The sequence below is a fragment of the Bradyrhizobium sp. UFLA05-109 genome, from assembly GCF_054185165.1.
Window position 1 is genome coordinate 1 of the sequence record NZ_JBBIAR010000106.1, and the last position, 23,603, is coordinate 23,603.

Annotated in this window: 21 protein-coding genes; 8 read left to right on the forward strand and 13 right to left on the reverse strand. The window is 64.4% G+C overall.

Annotated elements, in window-relative coordinates; translation table 11 throughout:
* Positions 1-132 precede the first annotated feature (132 nt).
* Positions 133-990, forward strand: a complete 858-nt coding sequence (locus Q3C01_RS42230) for a DUF1194 domain-containing protein (protein ID WP_458151245.1) — start codon at positions 133-135, stop codon at positions 988-990.
* A gap of 52 nt (positions 991-1,042) precedes the next feature.
* Here Q3C01_RS42230 and Q3C01_RS42235 read toward each other — a convergent pair whose 3' ends face one another.
* Positions 1,043-1,891: a nucleotidyltransferase domain-containing protein gene (locus Q3C01_RS42235; RefSeq protein ID WP_458151246.1), complete on the reverse strand. Its 849-nt coding sequence runs from the start codon at positions 1,889-1,891 to the stop codon at positions 1,043-1,045.
* Between the two features lie 155 nt (positions 1,892-2,046).
* Here Q3C01_RS42235 and Q3C01_RS42240 point away from each other — a divergent pair, with 155 nt between their 5' ends.
* Complete coding sequence (locus Q3C01_RS42240) at positions 2,047-2,535, forward strand: GNAT family N-acetyltransferase (protein WP_458151247.1); 489 nt, start codon at positions 2,047-2,049, stop codon at positions 2,533-2,535.
* 242 nt (positions 2,536-2,777) lie between these two features.
* Here the strand turns inward: Q3C01_RS42240 and Q3C01_RS42245 are convergent, their stop codons facing one another.
* Entirely contained in the window at positions 2,778-3,071 is a 294-nt protein-coding gene (locus Q3C01_RS42245; RefSeq protein ID WP_458151248.1) for a hypothetical protein, read from the reverse strand.
* Positions 3,072-3,560: 489 nt separating this feature from the next.
* Positions 3,561-4,367 carry a GntR family transcriptional regulator gene (locus Q3C01_RS42250; protein WP_458151249.1) on the reverse strand — a complete coding sequence of 269 codons (807 nt, stop codon included), beginning with the start codon at positions 4,365-4,367 and terminating at the stop codon, positions 3,561-3,563.
* Positions 4,368-4,450: 83 nt separating this feature from the next.
* On the opposite strand from Q3C01_RS42250, the gene Q3C01_RS42255 reads away from it, so the two are divergent.
* Genes Q3C01_RS42255 through Q3C01_RS42275 form a run of 5 tightly spaced genes read left to right on the forward strand, consistent with a single transcriptional unit; the run spans position 4,451 to position 9,380 of the window.
* Positions 4,451-5,386, forward strand: a complete 936-nt coding sequence (locus Q3C01_RS42255) for a hydroxymethylglutaryl-CoA lyase (RefSeq protein WP_458151250.1) — start codon at positions 4,451-4,453, stop codon at positions 5,384-5,386.
* Positions 5,383-6,597: a CaiB/BaiF CoA transferase family protein gene (locus Q3C01_RS42260; RefSeq protein WP_458151251.1), complete on the forward strand. Its 1,215-nt coding sequence runs from the start codon at positions 5,383-5,385 to the stop codon at positions 6,595-6,597. Before Q3C01_RS42255 ends, Q3C01_RS42260 begins: the two co-directional genes overlap by 4 nt.
* A gap of 37 nt (positions 6,598-6,634) precedes the next feature.
* Positions 6,635-7,681, forward strand: coding sequence for an ABC transporter substrate-binding protein (locus tag Q3C01_RS42265; RefSeq protein ID WP_458151252.1), 1,047 nt, complete (start codon positions 6,635-6,637; stop codon positions 7,679-7,681).
* Entirely contained in the window at positions 7,678-8,526 is an 849-nt protein-coding gene (locus tag Q3C01_RS42270; RefSeq protein ID WP_458151253.1) for an ABC transporter ATP-binding protein, read from the forward strand. The genes Q3C01_RS42265 and Q3C01_RS42270 overlap by 4 nt, the downstream gene beginning before the upstream one ends.
* Positions 8,527-8,528: 2 nt before the next feature.
* Positions 8,529-9,380 (forward strand): ABC transporter permease, encoded by an 852-nt coding sequence (locus Q3C01_RS42275; protein ID WP_458151254.1) that lies wholly within the window; start codon positions 8,529-8,531, stop codon positions 9,378-9,380.
* A 37-nt stretch (positions 9,381-9,417) separates the two neighbouring features.
* On the opposite strand, the gene Q3C01_RS42280 is transcribed toward Q3C01_RS42275, so the two are convergent.
* From Q3C01_RS42280 to Q3C01_RS42315, 8 genes are all read right to left on the reverse strand, one after another.
* Positions 9,418-10,665 carry a class I SAM-dependent RNA methyltransferase gene (locus Q3C01_RS42280; protein ID WP_458151255.1) on the reverse strand — a complete coding sequence of 416 codons (1,248 nt, stop codon included), beginning with the start codon at positions 10,663-10,665 and terminating at the stop codon, positions 9,418-9,420.
* On the reverse strand, positions 10,658-11,392 hold the full coding sequence (locus Q3C01_RS42285; RefSeq protein WP_458151256.1) for a TlyA family RNA methyltransferase: 735 nt from the start codon (positions 11,390-11,392) through the stop codon (positions 10,658-10,660). Before Q3C01_RS42285 ends, Q3C01_RS42280 begins: the two co-directional genes overlap by 8 nt.
* A gap of 25 nt (positions 11,393-11,417) precedes the next feature.
* A complete protein-coding gene (locus tag Q3C01_RS42290) occupies positions 11,418-11,972 on the reverse strand; it encodes a nucleoside 2-deoxyribosyltransferase (protein WP_458151257.1) in 555 nt (184 codons plus the stop codon).
* A gap of 188 nt (positions 11,973-12,160) precedes the next feature.
* Positions 12,161-14,089: a 1-deoxy-D-xylulose-5-phosphate synthase gene (gene dxs, locus Q3C01_RS42295; RefSeq protein ID WP_458151258.1), complete on the reverse strand. Its 1,929-nt coding sequence runs from the start codon at positions 14,087-14,089 to the stop codon at positions 12,161-12,163.
* 357 nt (positions 14,090-14,446) lie between these two features.
* Complete coding sequence (locus tag Q3C01_RS42300; protein WP_458151259.1) at positions 14,447-15,757, reverse strand: hypothetical protein; 1,311 nt, start codon at positions 15,755-15,757, stop codon at positions 14,447-14,449.
* Between the two features lie 249 nt (positions 15,758-16,006).
* Entirely contained in the window at positions 16,007-16,258 is a 252-nt protein-coding gene (locus Q3C01_RS42305) for an exodeoxyribonuclease VII small subunit (protein ID WP_027526545.1), read from the reverse strand.
* A gap of 72 nt (positions 16,259-16,330) precedes the next feature.
* Positions 16,331-17,260, reverse strand: a complete 930-nt coding sequence (locus Q3C01_RS42310; protein ID WP_458151260.1) for a histone deacetylase family protein — start codon at positions 17,258-17,260, stop codon at positions 16,331-16,333.
* A 133-nt stretch (positions 17,261-17,393) separates the two neighbouring features.
* Positions 17,394-19,061, reverse strand: coding sequence for a bifunctional metallophosphatase/5'-nucleotidase (locus tag Q3C01_RS42315; protein ID WP_458151261.1), 1,668 nt, complete (start codon positions 19,059-19,061; stop codon positions 17,394-17,396).
* Between the two features lie 435 nt (positions 19,062-19,496).
* On the opposite strand from Q3C01_RS42315, the gene Q3C01_RS42320 reads away from it, so the two are divergent.
* A complete protein-coding gene (locus tag Q3C01_RS42320; protein ID WP_458151262.1) occupies positions 19,497-20,570 on the forward strand; it encodes a hypothetical protein in 1,074 nt (357 codons plus the stop codon).
* A gap of 48 nt (positions 20,571-20,618) precedes the next feature.
* Here Q3C01_RS42320 and Q3C01_RS42325 read toward each other — a convergent pair whose 3' ends face one another.
* Complete coding sequence (locus tag Q3C01_RS42325; RefSeq protein WP_458151263.1) at positions 20,619-21,380, reverse strand: enoyl-CoA hydratase-related protein; 762 nt, start codon at positions 21,378-21,380, stop codon at positions 20,619-20,621.
* Between the two features lie 184 nt (positions 21,381-21,564).
* Positions 21,565-23,343: an acyl-CoA dehydrogenase family protein gene (locus tag Q3C01_RS42330; protein WP_458151264.1), complete on the reverse strand. Its 1,779-nt coding sequence runs from the start codon at positions 23,341-23,343 to the stop codon at positions 21,565-21,567.
* Positions 23,344-23,603 lie beyond the last annotated feature (260 nt).

A 23,603-nucleotide genomic window follows, 5' to 3' on the forward strand; every position in this document is an offset into this window, starting at 1 on the left:
GACCATGGCGGAGCTGCGGCAGCTTTGCGCTAGAGCATGCATCCCTAACTCGAATGTGAAGCGAGGGCGATCTTCGCGCTTTGCTTAAATGCATTTGCATGTCACCATCGCGTCATACGACGGGAGGGCGCGATGCGCTTGCTAATCTCGATCGGGGCTGTGCTGGTCGCCGGCATGCTTGCCGGAGGTGACGCTGCGAGCGTCGCGGCGCCGGGACCAAACCATCAAGCGCCAGGATATCAGCAGCAGGCGGCGGACAAGGACGCGCAGGCCGTCGATGTCGAGCTGATCCTCGCCGTCGACGTCTCCTACTCCATGGATATGGACGAGCTTGCGATCCAGCGCGAGGGCTACGCCCAGGCGATCCAATCAAAGGAATTCCTTCAGGCGTTGAAGGCCGGGCCCAACGGCCGGATCGCGGTGACCTACTTCGAATGGGCCGCTTCCAGCGACCAGAAGATCATCATTCCCTGGCGATTGATCGACGGACCCGAGACGGCCGATGCTGTTGCCGCCGAAATCCTGAAGACGCCGATCCGGCGCGCCTCGCGTACCTCGATCTCCGGCGCGATCAATTTCGCGATTCCGCTGTTCGACGAGGATCCCTATCGCGGCCTGCGCCGCGTCATCGACATCTCGGGCGATGGTCCCAACAACAATGGCGGGCCGGTCACGGTCTCGCGCGATGCCGCGCTGGAGAAGGGTATCGTCATCAACGGGCTGCCGATCATGGTCAAGGAGCCGTCCTATTCGACCATGGATATCGACAATCTCGACTATTACTACGAGGACTGCGTGGTCGGCGGTCCCGGCTCCTTCGTCATCGCGATCAAGGATCGCGAGAAGTTCAAGGAGGCGATCCGCACAAAACTCCTGATGGAGGTGGCCGGCCGCACACCCGAGCGCAATGTCGTCCACGTTGCCGACAAGGAGCCGCGCGTGAGCTGCCTGATCGGGGAAAAAATCTGGCAGGATCGCTGGGGCCGGTAGGGGATGACCGACGAACGTCCTTTCGGAACGGGCGCGTCCGAGGACTGAGCCGTCAACGGGATGCCAGGGCGGTCAAAATGCGCTCGATCGTGCGCAGGTGCGCCAGCGCGCTCTCGAATGCATGATTTCCGATGCGCCGCCAGATCCCCGACGTTTCCTCCATCAGATTCGGAATGGTCAGCGGAAACTCGGCGGCCTGCTGGAGCGCTGCTTTCTCGTTGATGAGATATTCTCCATTCAGCGCAAACAGGACCTGCGCAACGCAGGTCAGCGCGCGGTAGACGCAGCCCGCGACGTGGGTCTGGTCCTCGCGCAGCGCGGCGAGTTCAGCGTTCTCGATGCTGAACAGGATTTCCCACCGAAAGCGCCGGATCAGCGCGTCGCGCAGTGGCTTTGGATAGGGCAGTGCGATCGACTTCAGCTCAGCAATCACCGCGCGTTCGTCGCGCAGCGCCTTACAGCAGGCGATCTCACCCATCCAGATCGCCGAGCAGAACCCGTGCGGATGTCCGGGCTGATAGTCCATGCTGATCTGCCCCTCGCGGCAGGCCTCCATCGTGCGGCGGACCGCATCGATGTTGCGGTAGAGCAGATCGACCTTCTGCCCCTCGACCGTCAGCCAGGCGCCGCCGACGATCCACGGGCCCCATTCGCCGACCGAGGTGACCGTCGTCGCCTCGGGATCGTCGGCGAGTTGCTGCGCCGCCTGTTGCAGGCCATCGGTGTCGAGCATGCTGCTGTCGGAGAAATACAGGCCGATGTCGTAGTCGGAGTTTTCGTGCGACGTCCCGCGCGCCCGCGAGCCGCCGAGCACGATGGCCTCGACGCCCGTGACGTCGCCAAGCGTGGATACCACCCGCTCGATGAGCGGATCGCGCCGGATGTCCGTCTGCGCTGCCATCGGGTGAGGTCCCGCACGGTGCTGTGTGCTTCCGGTCGCGGGTATGGTCCTCTTGACGTGGATGGTCAACTCCCGGCGGGATGATCGATGGTTCGCATTGCCAACGGGATTGGCAGCAGGCAAGACTGACGCGTCGTCCTGACCAGGTGAAAACGATGGCGAACGCCAGGCTTGCGCAAACGTCGGATCTTGCGGGGTTGCTGGCGCTTTTCCGGGCGTCCGACGTCAGCGCGGCGGCCGAGCCTCGCGAAAGGGCCGAAGACATCTGGCGGCAGACACTCTCGCGCGACGACCTCGCCGTGTTCGTGTCGGAAGCCGACGGCCAGATCGTTGCGACCTGCATGCTCATCACGGCGCCCAACCTGTTGCGCGGCGGCAGCTGGCACGGCTTCCTCGAAAATGTCGTGACACATCCGGGATTTCAGCGGCGCGGACACGGGCGCGCCGTCGTCGCCGCAGCGCTGGAGGCTGCCTGGGCCAGGGATTGCCACCACGTGCTCATGCAAAGCGGCCGGAAGGACGCGCGCGTGCATCGCTTCTACGAGCGTTGCGGTTTCGTGCCGGGCCTGCGCGTCGGCTACGTCGCGCGTAGGCCCGAGCCCGGCATGAACGACGTCAGATCCGCGCCTCCAGGATCAGGTTGAAAGGCGTCTCGGGGCGTGTTGAATGGCTGTCTATTTTGAGCGTGGCCCACCGTCGGGCACCCGCCCCGCAATTACCAACCAACGATGCACGATTGCCCACTTGTCGCGTCCGCGCGGATTGAAATCCAGAAGGGGCGACTTTGCGCTTTGAAGTTCGAGGAAGAATTCGAGAGTTTTTTTGCGCGTGGTTCGATAGCGCGGCGATCGTTGCCTCGCGATCCAGCGATCCCATTCCCGGACAATCAGGAATTGTCGTCTTGTCCATTGAGCCATCGTCGCCCGCCTGCGTACGGACCAAGGTCGCGCTGGAGGTCAGATGACGGAAGCGGCAGGCGGTCGCGCCTCGGTTCAGTGGGATGTGTCTGCTGTCGAGCGCTCACTCCAGAGGGGTCAGCGACTGCATCGTCTCGTAAAGCACTGAACACTTGGGCGGCCATTTCGCTTAGCTTGGCCAGGCTCGTTTCGATGTCGCTGTGCATCCGAGCGAGTTCACGGGATTTTTGATATTTGCTGAACTGAATAATCTGAGCCGACATGGCAATGCTCCGGCGGTATGTCTTGCCAGAGTAGTCGCTGGTAGGCGGATTTTCCTATCTGCCAATTCAGGTGGCAGGCGCATTCTTTTGGGTGGCAAACACGTGTGCCATCGACGAGCCTGCCGTTCACGTTGGCGGGACGTTTCGTCTCGAATTGGGGAAGCTGACGACAAAGCCGACTTCCCGCCCGGCGATCAATCGGCCGGGGTCATATACGGGCCATAGAGTACGTCTCGCCGTCGCCTGTATGTCTTCGAGATAGCCCGGATCGCGGCGAGGCAAATTACAGAACAAGCGATTTCAATGATCACTTGAGTCGTTCCGTATTAAAAAGAACAGGTAATAATTGCGGACATTAGCAGATTCTGGGCGGCTGGGGCCGGAAGATCGGCCATTTCCAAAGCCGGACATTGATCTTTTTCTGAGCATGCGACATTTTTGTCACCGCTCGCAATTGCGAGGGAAACAGCGGCTACGTCGGCCCAGGCCTCAAGACAGGCCGGCCACCAGCGGGCGCTGCAGGTGTCTTGCCATCAGGTCCGCCGCCTCGGCATACTGCCGCGCTTCCAGGATGTCGAGCAGGCGCAAATGCTCACGCACGTGCCGGCGCATGCCGTCGCGGTCGGCGAAGCTGCGATAGGCGAATAGGCGCCTGATCGAGTTCACGCGCTTGAGGGCCTCAACGAAGAACGGATTGCCGGCGCCGCGGACGATCTCCTCATGGAATTCGCAGCCGGAGTGATAGATCTCGCCGATCGTCATCTTCTCGAGCTCGCCTTCCAGGACGCGCAGCTGGCGCTCGCGCAAACGGGCGATCACCTCCTTCGGCAGCATGAAGTCGGGCTGCGCGATCGCCGCGGGCTCGATCACCGCGCGAAACGACATCGCCTTAGCCTGCGCTTCGGGGCTGGAGATGGTCTCCGCAAAGCGCCAGCCATAGCCCGGCAGGCGTGCGATCCAGCCCTCGGCCGCGATCCGATCCAGCAGCCGCTGCAGCTCGGCCCGGCTCAGATCATAGCGGCGCATCAGCTCCGCCTCGGTGACGTCAGCCGGCAACCTGCTCGCGAGCACGTCGCCCGCGATCGTCGCATAGACCTGCTCGCTGCGCCTGACGGCCGCGAGCGCCGGTTGGGCCGCGCCGCTGGTCGGATTCTTCGCCAGCACGAAGCCGCGATGCGGCTCACCGCGCGCCAGACCTGCCGCCTCCAAAGCCTTGAGGCCGAGCCGGATCGGCGCGCGTGAAAGGTCCAGCGCATCCGCAAGCCTTTGTTCGATCAAGCGATCGCCGGCTTTCATGCCCTCTCGCCGGGCGAGCGCCATGATCAGGCCGGCGAGGTGCTCGGCACGCTCGGAACCGCCATTCCTGGCGCCGAAGCCCGATGGCGCGCGCGCCGGATGTCCATATATGCGAGGTCGCTCCTCGCGATGGCCTCCAAAATCTGGATGTGTTCGTTCCCACCGAAGCCAAATGCGCGCTGATCGACACGATCGCTGCCGCCGGCGTGTGTGAGATCGATGCCGGATCCTTCGTGCCGCCAAAGGTCGTGCCGCAATTCGCCGACGTCGATGCGGTGATGGCGCATGCGCTCAGGCACAAGACGGCGACCATCGGTGCGCTTGTGCCGAACCCGAAGGGCGCCGAGCGCGCCGTCGCCGCCGGCGTCAACGCCGTCTATTTCGTCATCTCGGCAAGTGAGACGCACAATCGCGCCAATGTGCGCCGCTCGGTCGAAGAGCAGTTCAAAGGATTTCGCGCGGTCCGTGCCGCGATCGACGCCCGGCTGGTGGAGCAGCGACCGCAACTGATGGGCGCGATCTCGACCTCCTTCGGCTGCTCCTTGGAAGGCGAGGTCAGCGAAGCGGCCGTGTGCCGGGTTGCGCGTGCCTTTGCCGAAGCCCGTGCCGACGAGATCGGGCTTGCCGACACAGTCGGCTACGCTACCCCCAAACTGATCAGGCAGATCGTCGAAGCCGTCAGGCGCGAGGTCGGATCGCAGATGACGCTGCGGCTGCATCTGCATGACACGCTCGGCGCGGGCCTTGCCAATGCGGTCGCCGGCCTCGAGGCAGGCATCCGCCGTTTCGATGCGGCGGTGTCCGGGCTCGGCGGCTGCCCCTTTGCCCCGGGCGCGCGCGGTAACATCGTCACCGAGGATCTCGTCTTCATGCTGGAGCGGATGGGCCTTTCCACCGGCATCGACCTCGATCGCCTGATGCAAACGCGCGAGATTCTCGCCCGACATATCCCGGCAAAGTATCTGACGGGCCATCTGCACGAGGCGGGCATCCCCAAGGTGCTGCGGAGGGCGGCATGACGGCTTCTATGCGCGAGAACGCATCGGAGCTTCGTCCGCTGGCCGGCCTCCGCGTCATCGAGTTCAGCCAGATGGTGATGGGGCCGAGCTGCGGGCTGATCCTCGCCGATCTCGGCGCCGACGTGATCAAGGTCGAGCCGCCCAAGGGTGACCGCACCCGCTATTTCAAGGGTCCCGCCGCCGGCTTCTTCGCCACCTACAGCCGCAACAAGCGCAGCATCGCGCTGGATACGTCGACCGTGGAAGGCCAGAACATCGCGCGGCGGCTGATCGAGAATAGCGATGCCCTGATCGAGAATTTCCGGCCGGGCCTGTTGAAGCGCGTCGGCCTCGACTACGAGAGCGTCGCGGCCTTTGCGCCACGCCTGATCTATTGCTCGCTCAAAGGTTATCTTCCCGGTCCATACGAGAATCGCCTTGCGCTCGACGAGGTCGTGCAGATGATGGGCGGTCTTGCCTACATGACCGGCCTGCCGGACCGGCCGATGCGCGCCGGCGCTTCGGTCAACGACATCATGGGCGGCATGTTCGGCGTGATCGCAATCCAGGCTGCGCTCGCCGAGCGGCAGCGCACCGGCCGTGGTCGTTACATCCAGAGCGCACTGTACGAGAACAACGTGTTCCTGATGGCGCAGGCCATGATGTGCGAGGTGGTCAGCGGCCAGCCGTCGATCCCCTATTCGATCAAGGACAGCCCCTGGCCGGTCTACGACCTCTTCGACACCAGGGACGGCTCAAAGCTGTTCGTCACCATCGTCGGTGAAGAGCAATGGGAGGCGTTCTGCCGCGCTTTCGATCGCGAGGCCTGGCTTGCCGATCCGCGCTTTGCGACGAGCAATGACCGCGTCGACCATCGCGGCTGGCTGATCCCCGAGATCGCAAAGATCTTCAAGCAATGGGACAAGGCCGATCTCGCCGCGCGCCTTGAGCAGCTCGATCTGCCCTATGCTCCGGTGAACAAGCCCGGCGATCTCTTCGATGACCCGCATCTCAACCAGTCGGGTGGGCTGACCCACATTCACCTGCCTGACGGCGGTGAGGCAAAAACGCCGTTGTTGCCGATCTCCATGGACGGCCGCCGCTTGCCGAACCGTTACGACCCGCCGCAGATCGGCGAGCAGACGAGCGAAGTCCTGAGCGAGATAGGCCTGTCCCCGAACGAAATCGAAGCGCTGCGACAAGCTGGAACGATCAAGGTCGCACCGTCCTGACGCTTGGCGCCATCAAAGAGAACACAGGGAGGAGCACATGAGCATTACCAGGCGCCAGGCGCTGATCGCGGGCTCCGCATTGGCCGGCGCACCGCTGCTGGCGGGACGATTGCACGCGGAGGGAAAGCAGGTCTCGCTCGCCTTCGGACCGGTGTCGCCAGTCTACGCGATCGGCATGATCGCGGAGCTGAAGGGTTATTTCAGGGACGAAGGGCTCGATTCGAAGCTCGTGACCGGCAATGCCGGCACGTTCGGTCGTCAAACGCTGGCGGCAGGGCAGGCGCTGTTCGCGCATGGCGATGCCAGCCATCCGTTGCAGCTCAGCGCGCGCGGCAAGCCGTGCAAGATCCTGCTCGCGACCGAGATGGTGTGCTCCTACGCCAACATCATGGTCCGGCAGGATCTCTACGAGAGCGGCATCACCACGGTCGAGAAGCTCGCGGACTATAAGCGCGCGGACGGCGCCAAGCCGATCGTTGCGGCCACCGCGATCGGCTCGGGCACCTGGGTGTTCGGCACCTATGTGTTCGAGGCGCGCGGTCTCGCCGACAAGGTGAATTGGGTCGCCGGCGGAGGGCCGAACACGATGTTCCCCTCGCTCCAGACCAAGCAGTTCGACGCCATCATGGCGCCGCCGAGCTGGATCGTCGAGGTCGAGAAGAAGGGTTTTGGCAGGATCCTCTACGACACGTCAAAACCCGGCGTGTTCGAGAAGGATTTCGGCGGCACGCTGCCCGTGCTCGTAATCTACACACTTCAGGACACGGTCGAACAGGACAAGGCGATGGTGCAGGCCTATGTCAACGCGATCTACCGCGCGATGGCCTTCGTGAAGGCGACGCCGCTCGCGGACGTGCAGGCGCTGGTCACGCCGAAATATTTCTCCGGCATCGACCCCGATGCGATCAGCGCCGAGCTCGGCTTCGACAAGTCGACCTGGGCCTATGACGGGGTCATCGACAAGGTCTCGTTCGAACGCGGCGCCAAGCCCTGGTACCGTAAGGGCACCGACATTCCCGAGACCAAGTACGAGGATGTCGTCGACATGAGTTTCCTCGAGGCAGCCGGGGCGAAATACAAATGATGGCCGCACCCAGCCCGGGCCTCGCGCGCGCGAGAGACGACGATGACAGGGCCGCGGCGCGCACGCGCATCGCCGTGCAAGGTCTGGCCAAACGCTTCAACGCGAGCGGCCGCGAGTTCGTGGCGGTCGATGACGTGTCCTTCGAGGTCAAGCAGGGCGAATTCGTCGCGTTGCTCGGACCATCGGGCTGCGGCAAGAGCACCATCCTCAACATGGTCGCGGGGCTGTTGCCGCGCTCGAGCGGACGCATTCTGATCGACGACGACACCGTCGAGACCGGCAAGGTCAACTCCAGGGTCGGCTACGTCTTCCAGCGCGACACACTGTTTCCCTGGCGGACCGTGGAGCAGAACATCGGCTATGGGCTGGAGATCGCGGGGCTGCTGAAGGCCGAGCGCGCCCGGCGCGTCGCTTTGGCTGTCGAGAAAGCCGGGCTCAAGGGTTTTGCGCAGAGCTTTCCGCGTATGCTTTCCGGCGGCATGCGGCAGCGCGTTGCCTTGATGCGGACGCTGATCCTGGAGCCCGAGATCCTGCTGATGGACGAACCCTTCGGTGCGCTCGACACCCACACCAAGCTCGAGATGCACAAGACGCTGTTGGAGATCTGGGAGCGTGAGCGACAGACCGTGCTGTTCGTGACGCACGACCTCGGCGAGGCCCTGACTCTGGCGAGCCGCATCATCCTGCTCTCGGCGCGGCCCGGGCGGCTCAAGGAGGATTTCGACGTCGCCATCCCGCGGCCGCGCGATCCCGTGGCCGTGCGCGAGACCGCCGAATTTGGCCGCCTCTATTCCCACATCTGGCATTCGCTCGGCGAAGAATTTCGCCGCACCAGGGCTGACTGACCATGGCGAAAAGCCGCACCGTGATCCTTTTCTGGCAACTGGCCATTCTCGCAGCTGTTCTCATCATCTGGCAGTGGGGCTTTGAATGGAGCAAGGCGCTGCTGCCGAAGGCTTACGTGCCAAAAATCCTGGATCCCTATTTCGTGGCAAAGCCGTCGCTGATCTGGCAGAGCTTCCTGCGGCTTGGCTGCTTTGCCGATGCCGGCGGCTTTGCTGCCTGCATGAGGGGCAACGATAATAATTTGTGGCTCGCCACGCTGGTTACGTTGAAGAACACCTGGTGGGGATTCTTGTTCGGATCGGCGAGCGGAATCGCGGCGGGCCTGATCCTCGGCCGCTCGGATTTCCTGGCCCGCGTCTTCGGCCCCTACATCGTGGCGCTCAACTCCATCCCGCGCATCGCGCTGGTGCCGCTCGTCATCCTGATCTTCGGCCTCGGCGATCTCTCCAAGATCGCGACTGCCTGGCTGGTCGTATTCTTCGTGGTGTTCTTCAACACCTTCGAGGGGACGCGCGCGGTCGATCGCGACCAGATCGCTGCGGCCCGTCTGCTCGGCGCCAGCGAGTTCACCGTGCTGCGCACCGTGGTGATCCCGTCCGCGCTCGCCTGGGTGTTCGCTTCGCTCCTGCCAGCGGTGTCTTTTGCGCTGATCGGCGTCATCGTCGGCGAGTTTATCGGCGCCGAACGCGGGCTCGGCAAGCTCATCATCGAAGCCGAGGCACGCGCCGACGCCAGCGAGATGATGGTCGCCATCTTCGTCATGATGTTCGTCGGAATTTTGCTGGCGGTTGCCGTGCGCTCGCTGCAATCCTACCTGCTGCGCTGGCAGCCGCAGTTCGAGCCATCAGCATAAGGGCCTGGCGGACCGGCGAGGCAATCGGCTTTCGTCGTTAGCGGCTGAACCGCGCGACCAGCTCGACATGCGGCGTGTGGCGGAACTGGTCGACCGGCACCACGGTCTCGAGCTTGTAGCCGCCGTCGATCAGGAGCCGCGCATCGCGTGCGAACGTTGCGACGTTGCAGGACACGGCGATCACGACCGGCACCTTGCTTGCGGCGAGTTTCAACGCCTGCGCCTGCGCGCCCTGGCGTGGCGGGTCGAACACGACGGTTTCGAACTCGCGCAGCTCCTGTGGCACGAGGGGACGGCGGAACAGGTCGCGCGGCGCGGCCGTGATCGGTTTCAGGCCTGGGGTGCGCGCCGCTTTCGCGAGCGCTGCGACGGCGCCGGCGTCGCTGTCATAGGCCGTGACGCGAGCCTTCTCCGCAAGTCTCAAGGCAAAGGGACCGACACCGCAGAAGAGATCGGCGATCTCCTTCGCCTTGCCGACGCGCTCGCTCACCAGTGCGGCCAACGTCTCTTCGCCTGCGACAGTCGCCTGGAGGAAGGAGCCGGGCGGCAGCGTCACCTCTGCGCGGCCCATGCGCAGCGTCGGCGGCAGCCGTTGCAGCACGAGCTCGCCATGCCGCGTCAGCCGCGCGAGCCGATGCTGCTCGGCGACGCCCGAGAGCGCCGTGATCATCGCTGCCGGCAGCGGACCCGAACCGCGCACATCGACATCGAGGCCGTTCTCGGTCGCGGTGACCTGGATGTCGAGCGGCTTGGTCACCGCCATCTTCGACGTCAGCGGCTCGGCGATCGCCCAGGCAGCATCGAGCGCGCCTTCGAGCGCAGGATCGAGGATCGGACAGCGATGGATCGGGATGACGTCATGCGAGTTCGTTGCGGCAAAGCCGACTTTCAGGATCTCATGCGTGCCGAGCCGGCCATGCAGCGTGATCCGCCGCCGGCCCGCGCCATGCGCATCGACCAGAGGTGCCACCTCGCACGCGACGCCAGCCTGTGCCAGCGTCTCGACCACGATGTTGCGCTTCCAGGCCTGGTACGGCGCGGCCGCCCAATGCTGGATCGCACAGCCGCCGCAGACGCCGAAATGCGGGCAGAACGGCGCGATGCGCTCGGGACTTGCCACATCCACCGCGAGCAGCTTGCGGCGGTCGGGATGGTGGCCGGGAACCTGCTCGACCTCGACGGTCTCGCCCCCGAGTGCGTAGGGCACGTAGATCGCCTCGCGCTCATCGAGGCAGACACCGTCGCCGCGATGGCCGACATGATCGATCGTCAGACGTTCAACCACGGCGCGCGCCCAGGAAGAATTCGATGTTGCCGTCGCCACCCGTGATCGGCGAGGGGAACACCTCGATATCGATGCAGCCGAGCGAGGCGGCGAAGGCCGCGATGTCGTCGCAGATCTCCTGATGCACGGTGGCGTCGCGGATAATCCCCTTTTTGTTGTGCTTCCGCTCGGCCTCGAATTGCGGCTTGATCAGCGCGAGCAGGCTCATCGGTGCCGCCGCCAGCGACAGCGCCACCGGCAGCACCGTCTTCAGCGAGATGAAGCTGACGTCGATGACGACGATATCGGGCCGTGCCGGCAGGCGCTTGCCTTCGTAGGAGCGGATGTCGGTCTCCTCCATCGAGACGACCTTGGGGTGACCGCGCAGCGACGAATGCAATTGCTCGCGCCCGACATCGAGCGCGAAGACGAGGCTCGCGCCGTTCGCCAGCAGCACCTCGGTGAAGCCACCGGTGGAGGCACCGACGTCGAGGCAGACGTGGTCCTCGATCTCGATGGGATAGCGCTCCAGCGCATCAGCGAGCTTGACGCCGCCGCGCGAGACATAAGGATGCGCCGGCTCGGCCAGGAGCACTGCGTCCTCCGCGATCGCCTCGGAGGGCTTTGTGACGGGCTTGTCATTGGCGGTGACGAGCCCGGCCTCGATTGCGGCGCGTGCCCGCGCCCGGCTCTCGAACAGGCCGCGCTCGACCAGCAAAACATCCGCGCGCTTGCGGGGAGGGGACATCAGGCTCTCCGGACGACCAAAGCGCTCATGTAAGCAAGCGTCGCGCGGCCGCCATCCGGACGCAAGTCTCGAACGCGGCGAGATCGTGCCAGACGTCGACGGGCATCTCGGCCGGCGTCACCAGCGGGCAGCCGTGCAGCTCCAGCGCGTGGATCATCATGAGGTTGTCGACCAGACCAAAATCCTCGATCGTCAGCCACTGCGCATCGACCAGGCGGCCGTCCTCAGTGGTGATGTCCATGAAGCGACTGAGGCGGTCGGCATAAATGGCGGGATCGTTCGAATAGGCGAGGCACAGCTTGCCGCGGCCCGCCATGTAGCCGAACTCGTAGACGGTGCCGGGATCGGCGCCGGCGCCGCGGAAGGGTGTAAGATTGGCGATGATGGCGTCGGCCGCATCCATCATCGCCTCGTTGGCGGCGAAGATCTGCCGCGAAGCATCGGGCACGGTGAGATCGATCGCGTTGTCGAGGGGATAAAGGCCGACGAGACCGTGCGCGGCGCAGATCGCGGCCTTACGCCGGCCAACCTCGACTGCATCCGGCAGGAACACGTCGGGGCCTGCCAGATAGATTTTCATGGAGTGACCGTTCAGGAGAAGTCAGGCGAGCCGCGAACCGCGGCGAATACTGCGCTCCTTCCCCCGCTGGCGGGGGAGGGCTGGGGAGAGGGTGTCTCCGCAATCGAGAACCCCCAAGAGGAGAAAGCCCTCACCCGGATCGCTTGCGCGATCCGACCTCTCCCGCAAGCGGGAGAGGTGAACAGCCGTCAGGCGAGCTTGACCGTCTCGGTCTTCACGTCCTTGCCGAGCGCCTCGAACACCTTGGCAACGATGCCCTTGGCGTCGAGACCGGCGCGGCCGTACATCGCGGCCGGCGTGTCATGGTCGAGGAACACGTCGGGCAGCACCATCGTGCGGAAGCGCACGGCGCCGCTGTCGAGCACGCCCTGGTCGGTCAGGAACTGCGCGACATGCGAGCCGAAGCCGCCGACCGAGCCTTCCTCGATCGTGATCAGGATCTCGTGCTCGCGGGCGAGCTTGAGCACCAGATCGGTGTCGAGCGGCTTCATGAAGCGCGCATCCGCGATCGTGGTGGAGAGGCCGTGCGCGGCGAGCTCGTCGGCCGCCTTCTCGCACTCGGCAAGACGGGTGCCGAAGGAGAGCAGGGCGATCTTGTTGCCTTGGCGGACGACGCGGCCCTTGCCGACCTCGAGGGGAATGCCGACCTCGGGCATCTCGACGCCGCGGCCTTCGCCGCGCGGATAGCGCAGCGCGCTCGGACGGTCGTCGATCGCGACCTGGGTGGCGACCATGTGTACCATTTCAGCCTCATCGGAGGCGGCCATGATCACCATGTTCGGCAGACAGCCAAGATAGGCGTTGTCGAAGGAACCCGCATGCGTCGCGCCGTCGGCGCCGACAAGGCCGGCGCGATCGATGGCGAAGCGCACCGGCAGGCTCTGGATCGCGACGTCATGCACGACCTGGTCGTAACCGCGTTGCAGGAAGGTCGAGTAGATCGCGCAGAACGGCTTGTAGCCCTCGGTGGCGAGACCTGCGGCAAACGTCACAGCGTGCTGCTCGGCGATGCCGACGTCGAAGGTGCGGTCGGGGAATGCCTTGTTGAAGATGTCGACGCCGGTGCCCGACGGCATCGCCGCGGTGATGGCGACGATCTTGTCGTCCTTCTGCGCTTCCTTGACGAGGCTCTGGCCGAACACGTTCTGGTAGGCCGGCGCATTGGGTTTGGCCTTGACCTGCGTGCCGGTCGCGACGTCGAACTTGACCACTGCGTGGTATTTGTCGGCGGAGGCTTCCGCCGGGCCGTAGCCCTTGCCCTTCTGGGTCACGACGTGGACCAGGATCGGGCCGGTCTCCATGTCGCGCACGTTCTTCAGAACGGGGAGCAGGTGGTCGAGATTGTGGCCGTCGATCGGGCCGACGTAATAGAAGCCGAGCTCCTCGAACAGCGTGCCGCCGTCCATCATGAAGCCGCGGGAGTATTCCTCGACGCGGTTGGCGCGGTTGGCGATGATCTTGGGCAGGCGCTTGTTGATCTGCTTGGCCGCCTCGCGCAGCGTGCGATAGGTCTTGCCGGAGTAGAGCCGCGACAGGTACGCGCTCATTGCGCCAACCGGCGGGGCGATCGACATGTCGTTGTCGTTGAGGATGACGATCAGGCGGGAGTTCATCGCGCCCGCATTGTTCATAGCCTCATAGGCCATGCCGGCGGACATCGCGCCATCGCCGATCACCGAGATGACGTTGTTCTTCCCCCCGGAGAGGTCGCGGGCGACCGCCATGCCGAGGCCGGCCGAGATCGAGGTCGAGGAGTGCGCCGCGCCGAAGGGATCGTAGTCGCTCTCGCTGCGCTTGGTGAAGCCAGAGAGGCCACCGCCGGTGCGCAAGGTGCGGATGCGGTCGCGCCGCCCGGTCAGGATCTTGTGCGGATAGGCCTGGTGGCCGACGTCCCAGATCAACCGGTCGCGCGGCGTATCGAAGATGTAATGGATCGCGGTGGTGAGCTCGACCACGCCGAGGCCCGCGCCGAAATGACCACCGGTCACGGAAACGGCGTCGATGGTCTCCTGCCGCAGCTCGTCGGCAACCTGGCGGACCTGCTCGATCTTGAGCTTGCGCAGATCATCCGGCGTCCGGATGGTGTCGAGAAGCGGCGTCTTGCTGTATGCGTTCACGGCGAGTTCCAATTTTAAGGGCCGGACGACCGTCCGGCGCGAGATGGGTATGCATAATATTGGCGCAGCGCGAGCCCTGACTGTCGGAGCCACCTGCGCGGGGCAAAGCCCCTTCTTCAAGCTTAAGTGAGCCTAAGTGCGCTCCGGTTCAGTCCTGTGATCTCTGTCACCCAGCTCGGCGTCACCCGTCCCAGCCAATTTCATTAGCGATTTGAAGCGCTTGCCGTCAGCAATGCTTGCTCACGAAAGGCTCGCAAAAAGCCATAGTCCGGGCAGCTTTACACCAAAGCTGCCGCCAAAGCCAACCCGTTAGGCCCGTGGACAGGGTATGCGCCCGCAAACCTTGGGTTGGCTTGGTTAACCCCGGCTCCGGGCCGGAGGTTCCATATTGCCGAGTTCCGGGGCAGGAATTTGACCGCGGGGACAGGAATTTTCCAGCTCCAGCCGCCGCCAGGCGAACTCGCGGGCCGAGGGGTCGCCTATCGCGACTGCGAGCGCCGCGTCCGGCATCGTTATCCGTTCCCGCAAGGGAACCGGGCCGCACACGATCATGAAGAAGTCGTAGGCGTGTGGCCGCTCGTTGGCCATCACGAACTGGAAATGGACGCGGAAGAACTGCCAGCGGAACAATTTGTAGTGCTCCGGCGCGATGATCTCCCGGAAGCGCACCGGGACAATGGCGGCGGGATTGCAGCGCGCTGCGCCGACGTCGATGCCATGGGCCGCGATCGGATCGAACTGGAAGAAGTTCATCACGTCCTTGCGGGCCTGGCAGTCGATCCACTCGATCGAGGGCTCGACCGCGAGCTTGCGCAGGCGATCGCGGAAATCCTGTGCCGCAGCGTGATAGCCGACGACCGGACAATTGCCGCCGACCGTGAGCAGCATGACGCGGACGCCGCGTTGCCCGAGTGCGGGATCAAGCTTGAGCGCGCGTGCCAGAATCTCGATGGCGAGGAACGAACCCGAGGAGTGGCCAACCAGCACGATCTCCTCTGCGCGCGTAGTGCGCGCGACCTTGCACAAATGCTCCGCGAAGCGGTCGATGCGCCGGTCCCATTCCGGCTGGCGACGATGGGCGAATTCCCAGGTCCAGACGTGGTCACGCAGGAGATAGAGGACATAGGTCCTCTCCTCCGTGTATTTCAGCGTGGTGCCGACCAGCGCAACGAACAATGCGGCGGCTGCGAGCAGGCTGAAAGGATCGGGGACGCCGAATGCATCCAGTCCTTTGCGGAACAACCATGCGATGCCGGCCGCGCACAGCGCTTCCGCGAGCAGCACCAGATACGGGTAGCTGACGAAGGTCGCGAATCGCCAGTTCGCCTTGGCGAAACGCGCGATGGTGCCTCCGAACACGAGCTGGCAGTAGACCCACAGCGCCGCGAAGACGGTCTTGCGGATCGGCTGGGCGAGGTCGCGCTTGATGAAATCCTCAAAGCGCAGGAAGTCGTAGGCCGTGCGGGTCTGCCAGTCGTCCGCGCGGGTCTCGATGCTCCAGGACGCGATCTCGCCTTCGCTCAGATCCTGCGGCCGGCTGATCGTGGTCTTGAGCTGGTAGAGCCGGTCGAACTTGCGCAGCTCGGTGCGGAACATGCGATAGTATCGCGCGAGCCCGCGCGGATCATAGCCCTGCACATAGATGATATGGCGGTTCTGAACGCGCACTGAACCTGTGATCCCGCAAGCCGGCCTTGGGGCCCCGACAGGAGCCCCAGCCTCTCTCCCCCGATTGACGTGCTTCTTCGACGAAAAACCGTCGATGCTCGTCCGGACCATTGGCCCGGTCCGCATTCTCTGTCCCGGGACTATAGCAGTCCGCGGGATAGGCCAAGAGCTATTTGCAGCCTGACTGCGCGGCCTTCGGGCGCATTCCCTGAATGTTCTGAATGGCTTGGGGGTATCGGGGAAAGGCGGCTACTGGACGTCGAGGGGCGCAGTGCCGCTCGCCTGGCCGCTGGCGTCCGTGGTGATCTTGTCGACGCGAGCCTCGGCCTGGCGCAAAAGCTCCTCGCAGCGGCGCTTCAAGGCCTCGCCACGCTCATAGATCGCCACCGATTCTTCCAGCGGCACCTTGCCCTCCTCGAGCCGCTTCACGATCGTTTCGAGTTCCTCGATCGCACGCTCAAAGGTCAGCCTGGTGACGTCGATTTGGGTGTTTTCGGCCATATCAGTTTCCGATTGCCCGCCCTTCGCTGGGTTACGAAGCAATATTTTGCGGGCGCAATGTGGCGGGTGTCGTCAGGCGCCCATCAGGGCACCGACATGCGCCGTAACAGATTCTTTCAGTCCTTGCAGGTCATAGCCACCCTCGAGCACTGAAACGACGCGCCCGCCCGCGGTCTTGTCGGCGAGATCCATCAGCTTCCGTGTGACCCAGGCGTAGTCCTCCCCGCGCAGGTTCAGCGAGGCCAGCGGATCGCGGTAATGCGCGTCGAACCCTGCGGAGATGATGAGAAGCTCGGGGCTGAACTTTGTCAGCTGCGGCAGGATCAAGTTCTCGAAGGCGTCGCGAAATTCAGGGCCGCCATCCTCGGAGGCGAGCGGCGCGTTGACGATGGTGTCGTGATCACCGCGCTCGGAGCGCGCGCCGGTGCCCGGAAACAGAGGCATCTGATGGGTCGAGCAGTACATCACGGTCGAATCCGACCAGAAGATGTCCTGTGTGCCATTGCCGTGGTGCACGTCGAAATCGACGATGGCCGCGCGCTTGATGCCGTATTTGCGTTGCGCGTGGCGGGCGGCGATCGCGACATTGTCGAAGAAGCAGAAGCCCATCGGCTTGCCGATCTCGGCATGGTGTCCGGGCGGGCGCACCGCGACGAAGGCGTTGCGGTGCTCACCGGCCATCACAGCTTCGGTCGCGGCGACCGCGCCGCCGACCCCGCGCATGACCGCTTCCCAGGTGCCCGGCGACATTGAGGTGTCGCCGTCGATATAGACCTGGCCGCTGGTCGGCGCGATGTGGCGCAGCTCGGTGACGTAATGCTCGTTGTGGCAGAGCGTGACGAGATCGAGATTGCCCTCCGGCGCCTGATCCCGCACCAGGAACTGGAAGCGTTCGTGCGACAGCGCTTCCTCCACCGCGCGCAGGCGGTCCGGCCGCTCAGGATGGCCCTGCGGCGTCACGTGGTCGAGGCAGGCCTTGTGGGAGAGAAGAAGCGTGCTCATCAGGTAGGGCTCACTGCGAACGGGCTTTTGACGTCGCTTGACGCATCCGGCGCCAAAAGGCAATGCAAAACGCAATGTAGGTGTTTGGCCGGGAATGGCAAAGGTGGTTCTGTTCCGGGCCGTTTGATCCGGATCAATTGATGCGCTGGATGCGGGTCGGTGGCAGCGGGCCGATCGGGCCGTGCGCCCTGAAGAAGGCAAACAGCGCATCTGCATCGTAGCCGCCATATTGCGGCGAGATGCCTTGCTTGGCGACGGTGAAACCGTCGCCGCCGACGGCGAGATAGTCGTTGAGGGTAACGCGGTAGCTCAAGGCCGGATCGATCGGCTTGCCCTCGAGCGTCATCTTGTCGGCCATCACGCGCTCGCCGAACGGCTTCGAGGCGTCCCAGACATAGCTGAAGCCGTTCGACACCTGGAGGATCCGCGGCCGCTTCGGATCGAGCCATTGCTGCTCCAGCATCTCCTTGAGCTGGCTGCCCGTGAGCGTCAGGGTGACGAGGCGATTGCGGAACGGCTGGCTCGCGAACACGTCGCCAAAGGACACCGCGCCGTTCTCCTTCGGCACGATGTCGGTGCGGATGCCGCCGGGATTGGTGACGGCGACGACAGCGCCGCCGTCCTTCGCCTCGCGTGTCGCGGCGAGCTGCGCATCGGCGATGACGTCGCCGAGCGCGCTCTCGCCGGCGTCGTTGGGCACGCGCGACAGTGTCTGCGTCACCGCGCCAGCCGGACGGTTGGCGATGGGGGCTGCCAGCTTGTCGTAGGCCTCGATCAGTGCGGTCTGATCGGGATCCTTGGCGAGGGAGGCGTTCGCGACGATCACGTTCTCGGCTTTCGCGCTGACGATGTCGCGCGTCGTGGAATCGAGCGTGACGTCGATGGCGGTCACGAGCGTACCGTATTTGTCGCCGCTGGTGACGAGCCGGCCGTCGATGTTGCAGACATAGGCACGGTGGGTGTGGCCGCTGACGACGACGTCGACCGCGCGGTCGAATTTCTTGACGATGTCGACGATCGGCCCTGAAATGCCCGGGCATTCATTGTAGTCGCCGGTCGGCTCGCCGCCTTCGTGGATCAGGACCACGATCGCCTCGACGCCGCGCGCCTTCAATTGCGGAACGAGCGCATTCACCGTCTCGGCCTCGTCGCGGAATTCGAGCCCGGCAATGCCGGCTGGCGATACGATGCCGGCGGTGCCCTTGAGCGTCAGCCCGATGAAGGCGATGGGGATGCCGTCGAACTCCCTGATCTCATAGGGCGGCAGGATGCTCTTACCGGTCGCGGTCTCGATGGTGGAGGCCGCCAGATAGTGGAATTTGGCACCCGTGAAGGGGTGCGGCCCCTGGCATCCGTCATCGGGATGGCAGCCGCCGTTCTGCATCCTGAGCAGCTCGGCCTTGCCCTCGTCGAACTCGTGATTGCCGACCGAGGTAATCGCAAGCCCCATCATCGACAGCGATTCGACCGACGGCTCGTCGTGAAACATCGCCGACAAAAACGGGCTTGCCCCGATGAGATCTCCGGCCGCGACGAAGATCGTGTTCTTGCGACCCTCGCGAAGCTGCTTGACCAGTGTCGCCATGTACTCGGCGCCGCCCGCTGCGACCGTCACCTTCTTCGCCTTGTCCTCGGGATCGCCGATGCGGATACCGCCGGGCGGCGGCTTGAGATTGCCGTGGAAGTCGTTGATCGCGAGAATGCGCAGCTCGACCGGTGGCGAGCCCTGGGCAAGAGCGGGCAGGGCGCAGCCGAGTGCAAAGGCGAGAGCGGCCGGAATCAGGCGAAGCAGGTGTCGCATGGAACGAGCCTAAACTTTCCGCGGGAAGATTTCACGAAGCTTGTTGCTTCCACTCGGCATTCCGGGGCTCGACATCGATGCGAGCCATCACGGGTGCTGCAAGTCCCCGTTGGGTTCGATAGCGCGGCGTCGTCGAACCGCGATGGGCAGTCTCACTTGTTGCCGGACTGGATCCCGCTGTCCAAAAATTCGTTTCCGAACAAATCTTGTTCGCCTCGGGACAAGCGCATGCGCTGCGGCTGGCCTACGATCGACCGCGCTCGGACCGGCGCCAGTTCCTGCCGTGATCACGACTGGTCGCGACGGGCCTGTTTCTCGGGCTTCGACCAATGAACGCCAACCACCGCTGGGGCGACTAACGGGTCGAGGTGGGTGGCGCGCCCTGCAGCGAATTCATCGTACCGAACGTCAATCAGCGACACCAGACAGACCCTCATGACTAATCTGAGCCGCCGCACCTTGCTGACCAGTGCCGCCGGGACGGTGGCATTGCCGGCGCTGGCCATAAGCTCCGAGACGGACCAGAGCCAAGACCGAGAGGTCTTTCTGGATCGGGAGGCATGGCTCAGGGCGTTCAAGGGGTGGGATATTGTCGATGTCGCCGTTCGCGATCGCCACATTGTCTATGTTGTGCTCCGTCAGTCAATTCCAATTGAGCAGGCCAGCCACACCTGGGACCATGATATCGCCTCGCGCCTCGTCGCATTCTATTTGAACGAAAGTGACCCAGCGGAGAAATGGGCTTACCAGGGTCTGATTGGCTTCCAGCTCACACGTTGCGTTGCTGTCCGCGCGCCGCTCGGACAGGGGATTGCGCTCAGCTCTAACGGTGATGCGTTCGCAATGGGAAGCAATCAAAGGGCAATGGAGAAGGTGAACCCCACAGGGCAGAGCTTTGTGGGCAACCGGGGTCGTTGCATCGGCAATCGCGCTTACACGGTTGGTCTGAACCGCGACGTCTATCGGAGAATCGACATAGGCTGCTGGGAGCGATTGGACGTGGGCCTCCCGACTCAGACGCGGAAGCTCGACGTCGAGGAAGTGGTCGCAATCGGCTTTAACGATATCGACGGTTTTGCCGAGGATGATATCTATGCCGTCGGCGGGAAAGGCGATGTATGGCACTATGACGGCCGAGGCTGGTCTCAATGCCGGTTTCCGTCACGGTGGCCGCTCTTTACGGTCTGTTGCGCCGGGGACGACGAGGTGTATATCTCCGGCGAAGGTGGAACGCTGTTCGCTGGACGCCGCGACAGCTGGCGACGCGTCCACATTTGGGAATCCACGGTTCCCTACAACGACGCGCGCTGGTTCGATGGTCAGCTGTGGCTTGTATCCGATTACGGCCTGGATCGGTTCGTCGATGGAAAAGTGCAGCGCGCGCATCGCGTTGGCGCGCGCGGCCACATGGACACCGCAGATGGTGTCCTCGCGGTAGCCAGTTTGGAAGATGTACAAATCTTCGATGGTCGATCCTGGCGTGATATTGTTCGACCCTACCGGACCTGAAGCTAGGGTTCGTCGGCATTCTTCGACGCTGCGGCGACCCTGTTCTCTCTAACGCCTCTTCCTCGCGAAAAACGCCTTGATCGCAGCGATCGCTTCCGGAGAGCGTATTCGTTCGCCGAAGAGATGGCTCTCCTGGTCGATGCGGCGCGTCAGCTCTTCCGGCGGCAGGCGCAGCAATTTGCGCGAGGTCGCGACCGCATCTGCCGGCAGTCTGCAAATCTCGCGTCCCACCTTCTTGGCTTCGGCCTCGGTATGTCCGGGCGAGACCACGACATTGACGAATCCCGCAGCCTGGGCCTCCTCTGCGTCGAAGGTCCGCCCCATCACCAGCATTGCGAAGGCGCGCTGATAGCCCATGGTGTGCGGCATCAAGAGGGTGGACGCGCCCTCCGGGATCAGTCCGAGCGGTACGAACGGCGTCCTGAAGGTCGCAGCCGTCGATGCGAGCACATAGTCGCAATGGAACAGCATGGTCGTGCCGATTCCGATCGCGACGCCATCGACGGCGGCGATGATCGGTTTCACATTGTGGGCGAGCGAATAGAGCAGCTTGATGGCGTTGGAGGCTCTCGGCACCTCGGGGCTCGCCGTGGCATCGGCCAGGAACTCCTCGAGATCGTTGCCCGCGCTGAACGCGCCGGAGCCGCCTGTGATGATGAGGCAGCGGATGTCCGGGTTGTTCTGTGCCGTGTCGATGGCGTGGCCGATGTCACGGTACATGGCTTGCGTGACCGCGTTTCTCTTGTCCGGCCGCCGCAACGTGATCACGCGCATCGCGCCTTCGTGCGTAACAATGATCTGGCCGGTCATGCTTCCCAGTCCCCAATAACGGCCTGCGGCGCCGTCGCCGCCGGCTCTGTCGTTTTGCCGCCAGCCTACATCATCTTGCGGAGCTGCCAAACCTGGGGTTCCCGCTTTCAACGGTTGGTTGGTGCATACCACCCCCGTTGCCGTTGCGCGGGGGGGGGGGGGACGGAACGAATAGTGCCGCCGCTTACCCCAGCAGCACCGCGTCCGCCGCCGCGACCGACTCCGCGCTCTCCGTCACGGTGCGCTCCAGCGAGCTCGCCTGCACCGTGATGTTTTCGGCGAAGAAGCGGGCGAGCGAGACGTAGCGGGGCGCGTCAGGGTTGCCGTCACTCTTGGCCGCGAGTGCCTCGCTTGCCAGCATGCAGCCGCCGAGCGTCGCACCGAACTGCTGGAGATAGGGCGTCGCGCCGGCCAGCGCGTCGTTCGGCGCCTCGGCCAGCCGCTCCAGGAGCCACTTGCTGGTACGCTTGAGCGCGTCCAGCGCCTCGCGCAATTTGACGCCGGTGGTGCCGAAGGCGGGATCGTTGGAGGCCTCGACCTGCTTGATGATGCCGGAGAGCTCGCCGAGCAGCGCCCAGACCGCAGAACCGCCGTTGGCCGCGAGCTTGCGCGTGACGAGGTCGATCGCCTGGATGCCGTTGGTGCCTTCATAGATCGCGGTGATGCGCGCGTCGCGATAGTGCTGGGCCGCGCCGGTCTCTTCGATGAAACCCATGCCGCCATGCACCTGGACGCCGAGATAGGCGACCTCGTTGCCGACGTCGGTCGAATAGGCCTTTGCGATCGGCGTCAGCAGCGCCGCGCGCGCCGCGGCCTCGACCCGCACGCCGGGATCCCTGGCGCGCGTCGAAACGTCGATTGCGACCGCCGTCGCATAGCAGATGGTGCGCGCGGCCGCGGTCTGTGCGCGCATCCGCATCAGCATGCGCTTGACGTCGGGATGCACGATGATGGCATCGGAGCCGTCGCCCTTTTTGCCGAGGGCGCGACCCTGCTTGCGCTCCTGCGCGTAATCCAGGGCCTGTTGATAGGCGCGGTCGGCGACGCCGACGCCTTCGAGGCCGACGCCGAGGCGGGCCTGGTTCATCATCGTGAACATGCAGCGCATGCCCTGGTTCTCTTCGCCGATCAGAAAGCCGATCGCGCCGCCATGATCGCCCATGGTCATGGTGCAGGTGGGAGAAGCGTGCATGCCGAGCTTGTGCTCGACACCGGACGCATAGATGTCGTTGCGGGCGCCGAGCGAGCCGTCGGCATTGACCATGAGCTTTGGAACGAGGAACAGTGAAATTCCCTTGGTGCCCGCAGGCGCATCAGGCAGGCGCGCGAGCACGAAATGCACGATATTGTCGGTCATGTCGTGCTCGCCATAGGTGATGAAGATCTTCGTCCCCTTGATGCGATAGGTGCCGTCGGCCTGCCGCTCGGCGCGGGTGCGCAGCGCTCCGACGTCGGAGCCGGCCTGTGGCTCGGTGAGCTGCATCGTGCCGGTCCATTCGCCGGTGACGAGCTTTTCCAGATAGATCTGCTTCAACTCGTCGCTGCCATGCGCCTCCAGCGCCTCGATCGCGGAAGCCGTGAGCAGCGGGCAGAGGCCGAAGGCGACGTTGGAGGCGCTCCAGATCTCGGTGCAGGCCGCGTTGATCGCGAGCGGCAAACCTTGGCCGCCGAACGCCTCTGGCCCCGACACCGCGTTCCAGCCGCCATCCGTCCAGCGCTTGTAGGCATCCGGCCAGCCGGGTGCGGTCGTGACCTTGCCGTCGTCGAGCTTGATGCCATTCTCGTCGCCGACGCGGTTGAGTGGCGCGAGCACGTCGGTCGCGAACTTGCCGGCTTCCTCCAGCACGGCCGATGCGATATCGGCGTCGAAATCGCCATAATGGCCGGCCTCCACGGCGGCCTTGAGGCCCGCGCCGTGGTTGAGCGATAGCAGCATGTCGTTGATCGGCGCGCGGTAGGTCATGGCGTACTCCCGGAAACCTCGTTGGCGCCGTATTCCCACGAAACCGCCGAGGTCTCAATGGCCGGGAGGGCCAAGTTTCGTGACTGGGAGGCCAGGACCGGCGCGGGCAGGGCTCGCATAATAGAGTGTGACGCAGACGGTGCCCGCCGCCGGCCAATTTGCGCGGAGGCGGTTGAAATGGTCGTCTACTCTCTGTAGACCGGCGGGACCCGAAGGGAATCCGCCGGTTCTGGCGCCGTTCCCGAAGGTCGTGTTGGGGC